Here is a 16,331-nt window from a genome sequence, read left to right as displayed (position 1 = left end):
CGTAATGCCGGAATTGTTGGCCGTAAGGTCGACGCTGCGTACACAGCAGTTTCCGAAAGACAATGGGGCCATGGCACGCGGCAAGCTTCGGATCTACCTCGGCGCGGCACCGGGCGTCGGCAAGACGTACGCCATGCTCGCCGAGGCGCACCGCCGTACCGAGCGCGGCACCGACTGCGTCGTCGCCTTCGTGGAGCACCACGGCCGGCCGCGCACCGAAGTGATGCTGGCCGGCCTCGAAGAGGTGCCTCGCAAGGAGCTGGAGTACCGCGGCACCATCTTCACCGAGATGGACGTCGACGCGGTCCTGGAGCGCGCCCCCGCCGTCGCCCTCGTCGACGAACTCGCCCACACGAACGTCCCCGGCTCGCGCAACGCCAAGCGCTGGCAGGACGTCGAGGAACTCCTCGCGGCCGGCGTCGACGTCGTCTCCACCGTGAACATCCAGCACCTGGAGTCCCTCGGCGACGTCGTCGAGTCCATCACCGGCGTGCGCCAGCGCGAGACCGTCCCCGACGAGATGGTTCGCCGCGCCGACCAGATCGAGCTGGTCGACATGTCGCCCGAGGCGCTCCGCCGCCGCATGGCACACGGCAACATCTACACCTCCGACCGCATCGATGCCTCCCTCTCCAACTACTTCCGGCCCGGCAACCTCACGGCACTGCGCGAACTCGCGCTGCTCTGGGTCGCCGACCGCGTCGACGAATACCTCCAGCAGTACCGCGGCGAGCACAACATCCGCTCCACCTGGCAGGCCCGCGAGCGCATCGTCGTCGGCCTGACCGGCGGCCCCGAGGGCCGCACCCTCATCCGACGCGCCTCCCGCATGGCCGCCAAGGGCTCCGGCAGCGAGATCCTCGCCGTCTACATCGCCCGCAGCGACGGCCTGACCGGCGCGTCCCCCAAGGAACTCGCCGTCCAGCGCACCCTCGTCGAGGACCTCGGCGGCTCCTTCCACCACGTCATAGGCGACGACATACCGGCCGCCCTGCTCGACTTCGCGCGCGGCGTCAACGCCACCCAGATCGTCCTCGGCTCCTCACGCCGCAAGACCTGGCAGTACGTCTTCGGGCCCGGCGTCGGCGCCACCGTCGCCCGCGACTCGGGGCCCGACCTGGACGTGCACATCGTCACGCACGGCGAGGTCGCCAAGGGGCGCGGACTGCCCGCCGCGCGCGGGGCCCGCCTCGGCCGCTCCCGGGTCATCTGGGGCTGGCTGGTCGGCGTCGCCGGACCCGCGCTCCTGACGGTCCTGCTCACGCATGTCGACTCCGACCTCGGCCTCGCCAACGACATGCTGCTGTTCCTGACCCTGACGGTCGCCGCCGCGCTGGTCGGCGGGCTGCTGCCGGCGCTCGCGTCGGCGGCGTTCGGCTCGCTGCTCCTCAACTACTACTTCACGCCGCCGCTGCACCTGTGGACGGTCTCCGACAACAACAACATCGTCGCGATCGCCGTCTTCGTGGGGGTCGCGGTCTCGGTGGCCTCCGTCGTGGACCTCGCGGCCCGGCGCACCGCCCAGGCGGCCCGGCTGCGCGCCGAGGCGGAGATACTCTCCTTCCTCGCCGGCAGCGTGTTGCGCGGCGAGACCAGCCTTGAGGCGCTCCTGGAGCGTGTCCGCGAGACCTTCGCCATGGACTCCGTGGCCCTCCTGGAGCGCGAGAGCGACACCGAGCCCTGGACCTGCGCGGGAAGCGCGGGCGACGGCCGCCCGCTTGCACGCCCCGAGGACGCCGACGTGGACATGCCGGTCGGCGACCACATGGCGCTCGCCCTCTCCGGCCGCGTCCTGCCCGCCGCGGACCGCCGCGTGCTCGCCGCGTTCGCCGCGCAGGCCGCCGTCGTCCTCGACCGCCAGCGCCTGCAGTCCGAGGCGGACCGGGCGCGCACCCTCGCGGAGGGCAACCGCATCCGCACCGCCCTGCTCGCCGCCGTCAGCCACGACCTGCGGACCCCGCTCGCCGGCATCAAGGCGGCCGTGTCCTCCCTGCGCTCCGACGACGTGGAGTGGTCGCCGGAGGACGAGGCCGAGCTCCTGGAGGGCATTGAGGACGGCGCCGACCGCCTCGAACACCTGGTCGGCAACCTCCTCGACATGTCCCGTCTGCAGACGGGCACCGTCACCCCGCTGATCCGCGAGGTCGACCTCGACGAGGTCGTCCCGATGGCCCTGGGCGGAGTACCGGACGGCAGCGCGGAACTGGACATCCCCGAATCCCTGCCGATGGTCGCCGTCGACAAGGGCCTCCTGGAGCGTGCCGTCGCCAACGTCGTCGAGAACGCCGTGAAATACGCCCCCGACGGCGAGCCCGTCAAGGTCTCCGCGAGCGCCCTGGGCGAGCGCGTCGAGATCCGCGTCATGGACCGTGGCCCCGGTGTCCCCGACAGCGCGAAGGACCGCATCTTCGCCCCCTTCCAGCGCTACGGTGACGCTCCGCGCGGTGCCGGGGTGGGCCTCGGCCTCGCCGTCGCCCGCGGTTTCACCGAGGCCATGGGCGGCACCCTCGCCGCCGAGGACACCCCCGGCGGCGGCCTCACCATGGTCCTCACCCTGCGGGCCGCGACCGGGCACACCGCGTCACGTCCCGAGCCCTCGGCCCAGGTCACCACGTGACCGGCGAACAGAAGCCAGAAAGGCAGGCAATCATGACCCGGGTGCTCGTGGTCGACGACGAGCCGCAGATCGTACGCGCCCTCGTGATCAACCTGAAGGCGCGCAAGTACGAGGTGGACTCGGCCCCCGATGGGGCCACCGCGCTGCAGGTCGCCGCGGCCCGCCACCCCGACGTGATCGTGCTCGACCTCGGTCTGCCCGACATGGACGGCGTGGAGGTCATCAGGGGGCTGCGCGGCTGGACGCGCGTGCCGATCCTCGTCCTCTCCGCCCGGCACAGCTCGGACGAGAAGGTGGAGGCGCTGGACGCGGGCGCCGACGACTACGTGACCAAGCCCTTCGGCATGGACGAGCTCCTCGCCAGGCTGCGCGCCGCCGTCCGCAGGGCCGAGCCCACCGGGCCGGGCGAGGGCGACGTGCTCGTCGACACCGGGGACTTCTCCGTCGACCTGGCCGCGAAGAAGGTCAACCGCGGCGGCCGCGACGTACGCCTGACCCCCACGGAGTGGCACCTCCTGGAGGTCCTGGTGCGCAACACCGGCCGCCTGGTCAGCCAGAAACAGCTGCTCCAGGAGGTCTGGGGCCCGTCCTACGGCACGGAGACCAACTACCTCCGCGTCTACATGGCGCAGCTGCGCCGCAAGCTGGAGTCCGACCCGGCGCACCCCCGGCACTTCATCACGGAGCCGGGAATGGGATACCGGTTCGAGAAGTGACCGGATTCCTTGCTTCAGCGGGTGCCCGAGCGGGTACTGAGCGGACATAAGCACAGATGAGCGCACCGCTTTCCCTCGTGTCGGTGGCCCCCGGTACGCTTCTTGCATGAGTGCTGTTCCTGGTTCCGAAAAGCCGGCGGGCCGCTTCCGGCGCATGCTCGACCGGCTCTCCTCCTCCCAGGAGGACCTGGAGTCGGAGGAGCTGCGCGAGGACGCGGAGACGGCGGGCTGCGTCCGCATCGGCGACTGCCAAGACCGCCAGATAGTCACCGTTACTGGTACCTTGCGCACGGTCACTCTGCGACCACGCGCCGGGGTTCCCGCCCTGGAGGCCGAGCTGTTCGACGGTTCGGCGGCGCTGGACGTGGTGTGGCTCGGCAGGCGCTCCATCGTGGGTATAGAACCGGGGCGCAAGCTGATCGCATCGGGCCGGATCTCCATGAGCCGGGGCCGCCGGGTGCTCTTCAACCCCAAGTACGAACTCAGACCCCTCGGACGGGAGTAACCGGTGACGTCCCTCGACAAGCCGACGGACCACGGGAGTGCCGGGCAGGACGCCGATTCCCGGGCCGTGACCGAGGCAGCGCTCTTCGAGGCCTTCGGCGGCGTGCGGGGCATGGTGGAGACGGTCGTCCCCGGCCTGCTCTTCGTGACCATCTTCACGATCAACAAGGACCTGCACATGTCGGCCATCGCGGCCCTCGCGGTGTCCGTGGTGCTCGTGGTGGTCCGCCTGGTCATGAGGGACACCGTCAAGCACGCGTTCAGCGGTGTCTTCGGTGTCGCCTTCGGCGTGGTCTTCGCGATGATGACCGGCAACGCCAAGGACTTCTACCTGCCGGGCATGCTCTACACCCTGGGCCTCGCCCTGGCGTACATGATCACGACCCTGGCGGGCGTCCCCCTGATCGGCCTCATCCTCGGCCCGGTCTTCAAGGAGAACCTCTCCTGGCGCACCCGCAACCCGGGCCGCAAGAAGGCCTACGCGAAGGCCAGCTGGGCCTGGGGCCTGATCCTGCTCGCCAAGTGCGCGATCCTCTTCCCGCTGTACTGGTGGGCGGACACCACGCAGTTCGGCTGGGTCCTGGTCGCCCTGAAGATCCCCCCGTTCCTGCTCGCCGTCTACCTCACCTGGGTCTTCCTGGCGAAGGCCCCGCCGCCGATCGACGTATTCGCGGAAATGGAAGCAGCGGAAGAGGCAGAAAAGGCCCGATCCAAGGAACCCCGCGACGCCTGACGCCCACCCACGGGCGGCACCCCTTAGGGCAGTGGACCCATCTGACCGAGCCGCAGGCGTCCCAGGGGCGCGGGGAACTGCGCGCCCAGCCAGAAAGAACCCGCACCCGCCCACCGACCGCAGGCGGCACCCCACAGCAAACGAGGGGGCACCCGGAACGCCAAGTTCCGGGTGCCCCCTCACCACCGTAAGCCGGGGCGGCCTCAGCCCACCGCATCCTCACGCCGCACCGAAAGCAGATCCTCCAGCTGCTCCTCACGCGCCTGTGCCGCGACGAAGAGCAGCTCGTCACCGGCCTCCAGCGAGTCATCCGCCGTCGGCGCGAGCACGCGCGTACCGCGGATGATCGTGACCAGCGAGGTGTCCTCGGGCCACTGGACGTCGCCGACCTGCGTACCCGCGAGGGCCGACTCGGGCGGCAGCGTCAGCTCGACGAGGTTCGCGTCGCCGTGGCTGAAGCGCAGCAGCCGTACGAGATCGCCGACGCTCACCGCCTCCTCCACGAGCGCGGACATCAGACGCGGCGTGGAGACCGCGACGTCGACGCCCCAGGACTCGTTGAAGAGCCACTCGTTCTTGGGGTTGTTGACGCGGGCGACGACCCGCGGAACCCCGTACTCGGTCTTCGCGAGCAGCGAGACGACGAGGTTGACCTTGTCGTCGCCGGTGGCCGCGATGACCACGTTGCAGCGCTGCAGCGCCGCCTCGTCCAGGGACGTGATCTCACAGGCGTCGGCGAGCAGCCACTCCGCCTGCGGGACGCGCTCGACGGAGATGGCCGTCGGCGCCTTGTCGATGAGAAGGACCTCGTGGCCGTTCTCCAGGAGCTCACCGGCGATGGAGCGACCCACCGCACCCGCTCCGGCAATGGCGACCCTCATCACTGACCGCCCTCCTCGGGGCCTTCGGCGAATGCCGCTTCGACCTTGTCGACCTGATCGGTGCGCATCATCACGTGCACCAGATCGCCCTCTTGCAGGACCGTCTGCGAGGTCGGCAGGACCGCCTCGCCCAGCCGGGTGAGGAAGGCCACGCGTACGCCGGTCTCCTCCTGGAGCTGGCTGATCTTGTGCCCGATCCAGGCCGCCGAGGCGTGCACCTCGGCGAGCTGGACGCCGCCGGTGGGGTCGCGCCACAGCGGCTCGGCGCCGGACGGGAGGAGGCGGCGCAGCATCTGGTCGGCGGTCCACCGGACCGTGGCGACCGTCGGGATGCCGAGGCGCTGGTAGACCTCGGCGCGGCGCGGGTCGTAGATGCGGGCCGCGACGTTCTCGATGCCGAACATCTCGCGGGCCACGCGGGCGGCGATGATGTTGGAGTTGTCGCCGCTGGAGACGGCGGCGAAGGCGCCCGCCTCCTCGATGCCGGCCTCGCGCAGGGTGTCCTGGTCGAAGCCGACGCCGGTCACGCGGCGGCCGCCGAAGCCGGAGCCGAGGCGCCGGAAGGCGGTCGGGTCCTGGTCGACCACGGCGACCGTGTGCCCCTGTTGTTCGAGATTCTGTGCGAGAGCGGACCCGACTCTCCCGCAGCCCATGATGACGATGTGCACCTGTCTATTACCCCGCACTCCTGGTCATCCCGCTGACCTGCGAAAACATCGTGCTCACTCTTCTCTCTCACTCTGCTGGCAACAACGGGGCAACAGCGTGCGGCGTTGCCAAGAGACGAGCTTAAGCCGCAACCAGGCCCTTGCACTCACCCACGTGGACGCGAAGGGCGCGGCGCGGGATGAGACCGACGCCCGCCGGATCCGGGGGAGACGACCCGGCGCCGCCACCGGAGGCCGGCCGGCAGGCCCGCGGCCGGTCAGTCCACGCTGCGGAGCAGTCCCTCGACGTTCTGCAGACGGTGGCCGAGCTCGACGAGCTGCAGCCGGGTCGCCTCCTGCTCGGACCTCGCGCGCTCGACGGCCTCGCGGTAGCCGTGCATGGCCTCGGCGTACTGGCGGTCCCGCTCGCGGTTGCGCTGCGACTGGAAGTACGCGACCGCGACGATCGCGCCGGCGAGTATCAGGAAAAAGGCGACCGGAATGATCACGTCTTCCACTAGGACGTCCCCCTTGGTGAGTGCTGTTCGTCCTCGCCCGTCTGGTCCTGCCGGAGGGCGGCCACGATCGTATCGATGTTCAACCGCACGTCGAACGGCGCCAGTTCGAAATACTTGAGCGCCTTGCCGTCGTCCGAGAGTTCCAGGCGGCCGACGACGAGGCCTGCCTTCTCCATGCGTTCGAGATGCATGTAGAGGAGGGGACGAGACACCCCGAGCCGCCGGGCCAGCTCACTGACGTACAGCTGGCCGGCCGAGAGCTCATTGATGATCCGGATGCGCTGAGCGTGGCCGACCGCCGCGAGAAAAGCCAGCAGCTCCTCGCTGTCCATGGTCCGCCTTCGCGCTGGTCCGAAACCTGTCAGTCAAGGCTTACGCATGACGGGATCAGCTGTCAATCCGGCCCGCACGCCCACCGCGCCGCCCGTCGGCCGACGCTTTCCGCACCTTTGAATGACAGTTGACGACTCAATCCTTCACCTGTCAGTCTCCACTTACACATGAAGGCGCGACGCAAGTGCGCCGAGGGACCGAGGGGTGGGAATGGGCATGGCTACGGGCGGCACAGGAACGAGAAAACGATCGGCCACGGTGCGCGTGGCCCGGTGGAGCGCGCTGCACCCGGGCCTGGCGATCATCGGCTGGCTGGTCTTCGTGGCGCTCTGCCTCGGGGGCGGGATCGCGGCCGGCATGAACAGCGCCACCGCGGAGGACTTCCGCGTCGGCGAGGCGGGCCGGGCCGAGGCCCTCGCGACCGACGGCGGCCTGCCGATGCGGTCCACGGAGCAGGTGCTCATCCGGTCCGGGAACGACTCCGGTCCGCTGGACAAGACGGCCGCGGCCGCAGCAGTCAAGGACATCACCGCCCGGATGAAGGCGCTGCCCGAGGTCGCCTCGGTGGCACCCCCGGTACCGTCCGCCGACGGCCGCGTCCTGCGGGTCCAGGTGGAGCTGCACGGCTCCGAGCAGGACGACCAAAAGAACGTCCCGCCGCTCCAGGCCGCGACCGAACGGGTCAAGAAGACCCACCCCGACCTGACCATCGAGGAGACCGGCGACGCCTCCGTGAGCAAGGGCGTCGACGACCAGCGCGACAAGGACCTGCAGTTCTCCGAGGCGATCACGTTGCCGATCACGCTGATCACGCTCGCCGTGGTCTTCGGCTCGGTCGTGATGGTCGGCGTACCGGTCCTGCTCGCCGTCACCTCGATCATGGCGACGATGGGCCTCGCAATGCTGGCCTCGCACCTGCTGCCCGACACCGGCGTCGGCATGAGCATGATCCTGCTGATCGGCATGGCCGTCGGGGTCGACTACACGCTCTTCTACCTCAAGCGCGAACGCGAGGAACGGGCCCGGGCCGGCGGCCGCCTCACCTCCGAGGCCCTGGTCGAGGCCGCCGCGGCGACGGCGGGCCGCGCCATCGTGGTCTCCGGGCTCGCGGTGATCGTCTCCACCACGGCGCTCTTCCTCGCCCGTGACGTCATCTTCGACTCGCTCGCCACCGGCACGATCCTGGTCGTCGCCGTCGCCGTGGTCAGCTCCGTGACCGTGCTGCCCGCGCTGCTCGTCAAGCTCGGCCGACGGACGGAGCGCCGCGCGGCCAAGCGCCTGGCGAAGGGCCGGCCCGCCCGGCGGTACGGCAGGTCGAGGACGGCCGGGGCGTACGCGGCCTCAGGGATGTCCCAGGCGTCCGTGACTTCAGGTATAGCCCAGGCGTCCGCGACTTCAGGGATGCCCGGGGTGAAGGAGACCCAGGAGGAGTCGGGCCGCGTCTGGAACGCCCTGCTCGCCCCGGCCCGCAAGCGCCCCGCGCTCACCCTGTGCGTCGCCGTCCTCGCCCTGCTGGGACTCGCGGTGCCCGCGCTGAACATGAACCTGAAGAACCCGGCGCGGGACAGCTTCTCGCGCGACATCGAGGCGATGAAGGGGTACGACCGGCTGCTCGACGCCTTCCCGGAGCTGCGCGTCCGGCACATCGTGGTGGTCCGGGCCGAGGCCTCGGACGCCGGTGACGTACGCAAGGCCCTGACGGACCTCGACCGCGCCGCTCAGTCCGACCGGCTCTTCTCGCACCCCTCCGGTGCTCCGCTCCTCCGCTCCTCAGAGGACCGGAGGACCACCACCCTGGAACTCAACTCTCCGCACCCCACGTACTCGAAGAACGCTGAAGTCTCACTCGAGCACCTTCGCGAGAAATACCTGCCCGCGACCGTCGGCAAGCTGCCCGGCGTCGAGACGGCCGTCACCGGCGAGGTCGCGCGCGGCGTCGACTACGTGGGCCACCAGAACGAGAAACTGCCGCTCGTCCTCGGCTTCCTGCTCCTGATGACCTTCGCCATGACGGTGTTCGCGTTCCGCTCCGTCGTACTCGGAGTGCTCGGCGCCCTCCTCAACCTGCTCTCGGTCGGATCCGCGCTCGGCCTGCTCGTCCTCGTCTTCCAGGGCGACTGGGCGGAGGGGCTGCTCTCCTTCGAGTCGCTGGACGGCATCTCCTCGCGCGTCCCGCTCTTCCTCTTCGTGATCCTCTTCGGACTGTCGATGGACTACCAGGTCTTCGTGGTCAGCCGGATCCGGGAGGCCGCGCTGAACGGCGTACCCACGCGGCGGGCGGTCCTAGACGGCATCGCGTCCTCCGCCAAGGTCGTGACCAGCGCGGCGATCGTCATGGTCACCGTCTTCGCGAGCTTCGTGATGCTGCACATCCTGGAGATGAAGCAGATGGGCTTCGTCCTCGCGGCGGCCGTGCTGCTCGACGCGTTCGTGATCCGCGTCATGATCCTGCCGGCGGCGCTGCTCCTCCTCGGACGCGCCACGTGGTGGCCGTCCGGCGCGATCCGCCGCGCCGAGGCCAGGCTCGCGGAACGGCACGCGGCTCCATACCTTGCGCCGCACTCGGCGCCGTACGAGACCGCGGCGGGAGGAGGGTACGACCGCGGGTGACCGGTGCTCAGGTCCTCAGGTCCTCGGCTCCTCAGGTCCTCAGACAACCGGAGGAGCACAGGAGCAGAGAACCGGCGGACCGGCGGACCAGACAGGCAGAGGACCAGAGGACCAGCGCACCGAAGGACCAGATGACCGGCGCGAAGGATCGCACAAGGCCGATAACCGGTGCAGTTGGGGGTGGTGGGTGGGCGCGCCCCCGTTCGAACGCTTACGATCCTCTGCGTGTCCAAACTGACCGACGTGCCCAAACGGATCCTCATCGGGCGCGCACTGCGCAGTGACCGGCTCGGAGAAACGCTCCTGCCGAAGCGCATCGCACTCCCCGTCTTCGCGTCCGACCCGCTCTCCTCCGTGGCGTATGCGCCGGGAGAGGTCCTTCTCGTCCTCTCCATCGCGGGTGTGTCGGCCTACCACTTCAGCCCGTGGATCGCCGTCGCGGTCGTCGTGCTGATGTTCACGGTCGTGGCGTCCTACAGACAGAACGTGCACGCCTACCCGAGCGGTGGCGGCGACTACGAGGTCGCCACCACCAACCTCGGTCCCAGGGCCGGCCTCACCGTCGCGAGCGCCCTGCTCGTCGACTACGTCCTGACCGTCGCCGTATCGATCTCCTCGGGCATCGAGAACCTCGGTTCCGCGGTCCCCTTCGTGGTCGAGCACAAGGTGCTCTGCGCGGTGGCCGTCATCGTCCTCCTCACGCTGATGAACCTGCGCGGCGTGAAGGAGTCCGGGAAGCTCTTCGCGATCCCGACGTACGTCTTCGTGGCCGGCGTCTTCATCATGATCGCGTGGGGCGCCTTCCGGGGTCTGGTCCTGGACGACGCGATGCGCGCGCCCACCGCCGACTACGAGATCAAGCCCGAGCACCAGGGCCTCGCGGGCTTCGCGCTCGTCTTCCTGCTCCTGCGGGCCTTCTCCTCCGGCTGTGCCGCGCTCACCGGCGTCGAGGCGATCAGCAACGGCGTGCCGGCCTTCCGCAAGCCGAAGTCGAAGAACGCCGCGACGACGCTGGCGCTCATGGGCGGCCTGGCCGTCACGATGTTCTGCGGAATCATCGTCCTCGCCATGGCGACCAAGGTCCGGATGGCGGAGGCCCCCGCGAAGGACCTGTTCCACAACGGCGTCCCGGTCGGTTCGGACTACGTCCAGAACCCGGTGATCTCGCAGGTCGCCGAGGCGGTCTTCGGGAACGGCAGCTTCCCGTTCATGATCCTCGCCGCGGCGACCGCGCTGGTCCTCTTCCTCGCGGCCAACACCGCGTACAACGGCTTCCCGCTGCTCGGCTCGATCCTGGCTCAGGACCGCTACCTGCCGCGCCAGCTGCACACCCGCGGCGACCGCCTCGCGTTCTCCAACGGCATCGTGCTGCTCGCCGGCGCGGCCGCGCTCCTCGTCGTCATCTACGGCGCGGACTCGACCCGCCTCATCCAGCTCTACATCGTCGGCGTCTTCGTCTCCTTCACGCTCAGCCAGATCGGCATGGTCCGGCACTGGAACCGCCACCTGGCCGCTGAGAAGGACCCGAACAAGCGCCGCCGCATGGTCCGCTCCCGCGCGATCAACACCTTCGGCGCCTTCTTCACGGGCCTCGTGCTGGTCGTCGTCCTCGTCACCAAGTTCACGCACGGTGCCTGGGTCGCGCTGCTCGGCATGTGCATCTTCTACGCGACAATGACGGCGATCCGCCGCCACTACGACCGCGTGGCCGAGGAGATCGCCGCCCCCGACACCCCGGGTGACGAGAGCGTGCGCCCCTCCCGCGTCCACTCGATCGTCCTGGTCTCCAAGATCCACCGCCCGACGCTGCGCGCCCTGTCGTACGCGAAGCTGATGCGCTCGCACGACCTGGAGGCGCTCAGCATCAACGTCGACCCGGCGGAGACCAAGGCCCTCAAGGAGGAGTGGGAGCGACGCGGCATCACGGTGCCGCTGAAGGTTCTCGACTCGCCCTACCGCGAGATCACGCGCCCGATCATCGAGTACGTGAAGAACCTGCGCCGCGAGAGCCCGCGCGACGTGGTCAGCGTGATCATCCCCGAGTACGTGGTGGGCCACTGGTACGAGCACCTGCTGCACAACCAGAGCGCCCTGCGCCTCAAGGGACGCCTGCTCTTCACGCCCGGCGTGATGGTGACCTCCGTCCCCTACCAGCTGGACTCCTCCGAGGCCGCGAAGAAGCGGGCCCGCAGGCGCCAGGAGTGGAACGCGCCGGGAGCGGTGCGGCGCGGCCCGGTGGAGAAGCCGAGGCGCCCCAAGGAGCAGAACAAGAAGGAACCGAGCAAGAAGGAACCGAGCAACAAGGCGTGACTCCCCATGAGTCCTCCGGGCTCATGGTCGGACGGCCGGACGACACCCACGTAGACTGGTGGGCTGTAGTCCGGCCGTTCCCCTTTTTCATTGACGTAGTGGAGTCACCCCGCCATGCAGGCAGAACCGAAGAATCCGCAGGCGGGGAACTCGCTGATCGGCCAGGAGTACGAGGTGGAGGTCGGCCCCGTCGCGCACGGCGGCCACTGCATCGCCCGTACGGCCGAGGGCCAGGTCCTCTTCGTACGGCACACGCTGCCCGGCGAGAAGATCATCGCCCGCGTGACCGAGGGCGAGGAGGGCGCGCGCTTCCTGCGGGCCGACGCGGTGACGATCCTCGACCCCTCCAAGGACCGGGTCGAGGCCCCCTGCCCGTACGCCGGCCCCGGCCGCTGCGGCGGCTGCGACTGGCAGCACGCGAAGCCGGGCGCCCAGCGCCGCCTCAAGGGCGAGGTCATCACCGAACAGCTGGCACGCCTCGCCGGCCTCACCCCCGAGGAAGCGGGCTGGGACGGCACGGTCATGCCGGCGGAGGGCGACAAGCTGCCGCCGGGCGAGGTCCCGTCCTGGCGCACGCGCGTGCAGTACGCGGTCGACGCTGACGGCAACGCGGGCCTGCGCCGCCACCGCTCGCACGAGGTCGAACCGATCGAGCACTGCATGATTGCCGCCGAGGGCGTCTCCGAACTCGGCATCGAGCAGCGCGACTGGTCGGGCATGGCCTCGATCGAGGCCATCGCGGCGACCGGCTCGCAGGACCGCCAGGTGATCCTCGCCCCGAAGCCCGGCGCGCGCCTGCCCATCGTCGAGCTCGACAAGCCGGTCTCGGTGATGCGGGTGGAGGAGAAGGACGGCGGCATCCACCGCGTCCACGGCCGCCCCTTCGTCCGCGAACGGGCCGACGGCCGCACCTACCGCGTCGGCAGCGGCGGCTTCTGGCAGGTCCACCCGAAGGCGGCCGAGACCCTGATGCTCGCCGTCATGCAGGGCCTCACCCCCCGCAAGGGCGACACGGCCCTCGACCTCTACTGCGGCGTCGGCCTCTTCGCGGGCGCGCTGGCCGACCGCGTCGGCGAGAAGGGCGCGGTGCTCGGCATCGAGTCCGGCAAGCGCGCGGTGGAGGACGCCCGCCACAACCTCGCGTCCTTCGACCGCGTCCGCATCGAACAGGGCAAGGTCGAATCGGTCCTCCCGCGCACGGGCATCACGGAGGCCGACCTGATCGTCCTGGACCCGCCCCGCGCGGGCGCGGGCAAGCAGACGGTGAAGCACCTGACAGGCCTGGGAGCCCGCCGAATCGCCTACGTGGCCTGCGACCCGGCAGCCCTGGCCAGGGACCTGGGGTATTTCAGGGAGGGCGGGTACCGGGTGCGGACGCTGAGGGCGTTCGACCTGTTCCCGATGACGCATCATGTGGAGTGCGTGGCGATTCTGGAGCCTGCCGAGAAGGGGCGCTGATCCGCAGTTCCGCTGATCGCGCGTTCTGGCAGTCTGTGAGGCTTCTTCCAGGGGCCGGTCGGGGAAGCCGGCCCATTCGAGGGAGTCGGGACCCTGTGTGTTTCGGTATTTGTCGTGATCTTGAATGAGTTGAACGGCATGCGGTGTCGGGCTCGGACCTCGGGTCGAACGCCCGCCAGACGCCAAGGCTGGTTCAGATCGGACCTGTCGCCGGGAGTGAGGCGATCGGGCGGGAACGCCAGCCGGTGATCTTTGCTTCGCCGTCGTTGAGAGTGCGGTACCAGGTCCAGTAATAGGCGGAGCTCGACTTGTTGTGCATGTCCCAGTCCTTGAGGGCCTCTTTTCCTTCGGCGGAGAGCCGGGCGAGCTTGCCCTCGTACTCCCGGCTGGTCTTCTGCCCCTTGTGCCGGGATGGGCGATCACGGGGTTGCACGGCTCCTTGTCCGGCCCGTCGGCGTGTGCCGCCGGGACGGGGGTGACCCTCAGGACGGTGCTCGAGGCAGCGCAACGAGAAGGGTGGTGAGCGGCTTGCGTCTCAAGAAATGTTCGTCTGGGTGGTGTCGTAGGTGTGCAACCGGGTTCCGTCCGGGCCGAATACGTTGAGCACGTAGCCCTGGTCCAAGCGGATGCCTTCGTCGGTCAGGAAAGTCGCCAGCTTGATGGCGAAGTCGTCAAAGGACGGATAGCCGGCCTTCTTACGGGTCCATACGGTCAGCACTGGGATGTTGTTCTTGTCCTCCGCGTGACGGATGCCGTAGATGCCGCGGTCTCCACCGGCCTTCTGGTAGCGATCGGCCAGGTCGCCGGCCGTTCGGTCGGGAGACGCGGTCAGGGTCGGCGGTCCGTCTCTGTCCACGTCGTTTGCGCTGCACCCCGGAAGAAGGAGGGCACCGGCTACGGCAAGGGCAGTCAGGGTTCGTCTCATCACGCCAGTCTCACGGGTGCGCGGCAGTTCCTGTGGGGGTTCGACCGAGCGGCAGTTGTCGCTGGCTACATCCCGGCATTCGAACGCACGAGCAAGCAACTCGCGCGTTCGTATCCGGGATGGGGATGAAACTGCGGCGGCGCAGAGGTGTGACGGCAAGAAGTTGTCGGGGTGACACAGAGGGCGATGGCGTGAAGTTGCGTGGTGGCCAAGAACTGCCGCGAGTGGATACGCGTGCCGTTGTCTTCCGGCGGGTAGCTGCCGGGCTCGTCCGTGGTGAAGGCCCGGCGCAGCAACCGGATGACGCGATGGGCCGCGACGACGCGGGTATGGGGCGAGTCCCTCCTCGGGCCAGTACGTGTCGCCGGTGTGTGCGGGTGGAGCCGTTACGGGGCATTCATGTACGTCCCCGTGCTCAGCCTCGGTCTCCGGCCGACGGGGCGTCGCGCGCCCTCGGGGGCGGTGACCTTTCGTCGCGCGGGTGTTGAGGTCGATGCGGTCCGTCTCCGTCTGTGTCTCGTCCGAGGCGCGTCGGCCGACTAAGGCGATGAGAGTGCTCAGAATCGGTGATGCCGATGCAATTGATACGGGCCGCTTGAGCGCTCCCTTGTGCGAAGCGCTTCGCGTTCAATTGCGGGCCGCAGGGCCGAGGTTGGCGCCGGTCGTGCTTCGGGTCGGCCTCGGCCGTGTGCTCGCTGGGTTCGGCGTCGCGGGCGCCGGCGTCCGCGGCCACCGTCGCGGTGGTCGCGGCGTTCGGGGACGGCGGGGGGCCCGGGTCGGCCCGGAAGCCGTCGCGTGGTGCTGTTCCGAGTGCCGTGGCCGTCGGGTGCGAACCGGCCGTTGCCGGGTGGTGACGTCCGTTCGGCGCGCTGCGCGTCGGGCCGCTGGAACTCACGTGCCGCGCCCGTGGTCATGATCGGCCCGGCGCTGGTGGTCATGACGGTCACCGCTCCATACCGGGGCGGCCGGTCACGGACATGGCGGCGGAGTGGGTCGGGGGCGCGCCGCCCTCGTACTCCCACGTCTCCTCGGAACCTCGTGCCCCGTCGGCGGGCGAGGCGCCGTGGCGGGCTTCCTCCGCGGCCATCAGCGCGCTCGCGGTCAGCGCCGGACCCGCGGGGTCGCTCGCGGCGGTCATCAGTCGTGCGGCCGCGTCGGCGTCGGTGCCTGGCGGGATCACCAAGAGGTTCCAGTTGCCGACGGTGTAGGAGAGCAGCAGGAGCTCGTGCGGGTCGAGTTCCGGCGTGAACCAGCCGGCCTTCACCACGTGCCCGTGGACCGGCACCTTGCGTGGGATGGCGGGCCAGTGGGCGGGATTGACGGCGATGCGGGTGACGCGGCCCCAGCGTGGGTCCAACACGTCGGTCAGATCGGGCAGTTCCCGCAGCAGGTCACGGGAGCGGGGCCACCAGGCGCCGTCCAGCAGGCCACGGGGCGAACCCGGGGCTTTCAGCGCGAGGCGGACGGCGTCGGCCGCGGGTTGGTGTGGGAGCGGTGGAAGAAGGCTGATGGTCGCGGACATGGCGCGAACCCGTCTCCGGGCGACCGTCCGTGGACGGCGGCCCGGCGTCTCTGCTCGCCGAGAACGACGTCGGCGTGGAAGCCAGTGTGCGAAATGCTCTCGGCACCTTCAGGCTACTCCCGGTAGCGGCTCAACGGACCACGCGGAGCCATCGGGTTCGTACACCGCTCCCGGGATGCGTGTCCCGACCCACCCACGGCATCGCACGGCCACGACCGCGTGGACACCGGGCGCCCTCGGCGAGATGCCGCCGACGGAGGAACTCCGCTCCCGAACGGCCGCCGTCCCCGAACGGCCGCCGTCCCCGAACGGCCGCCGTCCCCGAACGGCCGCCGTCCCCGAACGGCGACCGCGGCGCGAGGATGCGAGTCTCTCCTTCGCCGTGTCCCCTCGCGACTCCTCCGAACCGCGGTGGTCGCCAGTACGGCCCCAGCCGGTCTCGATGAACCGTCTCGGTGGGCGTCGACTGGTGGCGTCCACCGCACCACTCTGTCGCGCTGGAGCGGCCGTTCCGAGCGGCAGGGGTACGCTGACAACGTCGACGGCGCGTCGTACTC

14 protein-coding genes are annotated in these 16,331 nt (G+C 69.8%); 7 read left to right on the top strand and 7 right to left on the bottom strand.

What is annotated here, in order from left to right:
- The first annotated feature begins 70 nt into the window (after positions 1–70).
- The 4 genes from ACZ7DY_RS21475 (at position 71) to ACZ7DY_RS21460 (ending at position 4,570) form a co-directional block, all read left to right on the top strand.
- Complete coding sequence (locus ACZ7DY_RS21475; RefSeq protein ID WP_471137539.1) at positions 71–2,617, top strand: ATP-binding protein; 2,547 nt, start codon at positions 71–73, stop codon at positions 2,615–2,617.
- A gap of 32 nt (positions 2,618–2,649) precedes the next feature.
- The gene (locus ACZ7DY_RS21470) at positions 2,650–3,333 is read left to right on the top strand and encodes a response regulator (RefSeq protein ID WP_471137538.1); all 684 of its coding nucleotides are present in this window, start codon (positions 2,650–2,652) and stop codon (positions 3,331–3,333) included.
- A 106-nt stretch (positions 3,334–3,439) separates the two neighbouring features.
- Positions 3,440–3,838 carry an OB-fold nucleic acid binding domain-containing protein gene (locus tag ACZ7DY_RS21465; protein ID WP_355804503.1) on the top strand — a complete coding sequence of 133 codons (399 nt, stop codon included), beginning with the start codon at positions 3,440–3,442 and terminating at the stop codon, positions 3,836–3,838.
- A 3-nt stretch (positions 3,839–3,841) separates the two neighbouring features.
- Positions 3,842–4,570 carry a DUF3159 domain-containing protein gene (locus tag ACZ7DY_RS21460; RefSeq protein WP_471137537.1) on the top strand — a complete coding sequence of 243 codons (729 nt, stop codon included), beginning with the start codon at positions 3,842–3,844 and terminating at the stop codon, positions 4,568–4,570.
- Positions 4,571–4,773: 203 nt separating this feature from the next.
- On the opposite strand, the gene ACZ7DY_RS21455 is transcribed toward ACZ7DY_RS21460, so the two are convergent.
- The 4 genes from ACZ7DY_RS21455 to ACZ7DY_RS21440 form a co-directional block, all read right to left on the bottom strand.
- Positions 4,774–5,451, bottom strand: a complete 678-nt coding sequence (locus tag ACZ7DY_RS21455; RefSeq protein ID WP_062770899.1) for a potassium channel family protein — start codon at positions 5,449–5,451, stop codon at positions 4,774–4,776.
- A complete protein-coding gene (locus ACZ7DY_RS21450; RefSeq protein WP_471137536.1) occupies positions 5,451–6,119 on the bottom strand; it encodes a potassium channel family protein in 669 nt (222 codons plus the stop codon). Before ACZ7DY_RS21450 ends, ACZ7DY_RS21455 begins: the two co-directional genes overlap by 1 nt.
- Positions 6,120–6,376: 257 nt before the next feature.
- On the bottom strand, positions 6,377–6,616 hold the full coding sequence (locus tag ACZ7DY_RS21445) for a hypothetical protein (protein ID WP_471137535.1): 240 nt from the start codon (positions 6,614–6,616) through the stop codon (positions 6,377–6,379).
- Positions 6,616–6,948, bottom strand: a complete 333-nt coding sequence (locus ACZ7DY_RS21440; RefSeq protein WP_471137534.1) for an ArsR/SmtB family transcription factor — start codon at positions 6,946–6,948, stop codon at positions 6,616–6,618. Before ACZ7DY_RS21440 ends, ACZ7DY_RS21445 begins: the two co-directional genes overlap by 1 nt.
- Positions 6,949–7,165: 217 nt before the next feature.
- On the opposite strand from ACZ7DY_RS21440, the gene ACZ7DY_RS21435 reads away from it, so the two are divergent.
- The 3 genes from ACZ7DY_RS21435 (at position 7,166) to ACZ7DY_RS21425 (ending at position 13,327) form a co-directional block, all read left to right on the top strand.
- Positions 7,166–9,559 carry an MMPL family transporter gene (locus ACZ7DY_RS21435; RefSeq protein WP_471137731.1) on the top strand — a complete coding sequence of 798 codons (2,394 nt, stop codon included), beginning with the start codon at positions 7,166–7,168 and terminating at the stop codon, positions 9,557–9,559.
- 225 nt (positions 9,560–9,784) lie between these two features.
- Complete coding sequence (locus tag ACZ7DY_RS21430; protein ID WP_471137533.1) at positions 9,785–11,869, top strand: APC family permease; 2,085 nt, start codon at positions 9,785–9,787, stop codon at positions 11,867–11,869.
- A 114-nt stretch (positions 11,870–11,983) separates the two neighbouring features.
- The gene (locus tag ACZ7DY_RS21425; protein WP_471137532.1) at positions 11,984–13,327 is read left to right on the top strand and encodes a class I SAM-dependent RNA methyltransferase; all 1,344 of its coding nucleotides are present in this window, start codon (positions 11,984–11,986) and stop codon (positions 13,325–13,327) included.
- Between the two features lie 193 nt (positions 13,328–13,520).
- Here ACZ7DY_RS21425 and ACZ7DY_RS21420 read toward each other — a convergent pair whose 3' ends face one another.
- From ACZ7DY_RS21420 to ACZ7DY_RS21410, 3 genes are all read right to left on the bottom strand, one after another.
- The gene (locus ACZ7DY_RS21420; RefSeq protein WP_471137531.1) at positions 13,521–13,760 is read right to left on the bottom strand and encodes a hypothetical protein; all 240 of its coding nucleotides are present in this window, start codon (positions 13,758–13,760) and stop codon (positions 13,521–13,523) included.
- A gap of 102 nt (positions 13,761–13,862) precedes the next feature.
- Positions 13,863–14,252: a hypothetical protein gene (locus ACZ7DY_RS21415; RefSeq protein WP_471137530.1), complete on the bottom strand. Its 390-nt coding sequence runs from the start codon at positions 14,250–14,252 to the stop codon at positions 13,863–13,865.
- Positions 14,253–15,195: 943 nt separating this feature from the next.
- Positions 15,196–15,774: a DUF5994 family protein gene (locus tag ACZ7DY_RS21410; protein ID WP_471137529.1), complete on the bottom strand. Its 579-nt coding sequence runs from the start codon at positions 15,772–15,774 to the stop codon at positions 15,196–15,198.
- Positions 15,775–16,331 lie beyond the last annotated feature (557 nt).

The sequence above is a fragment of the Streptomyces sp. NPDC037013 genome (assembly GCF_055607265.1).
Note: the sequence above shows the minus strand (reverse complement) of the source record. Positions and strands in the feature narration are given on the sequence as shown.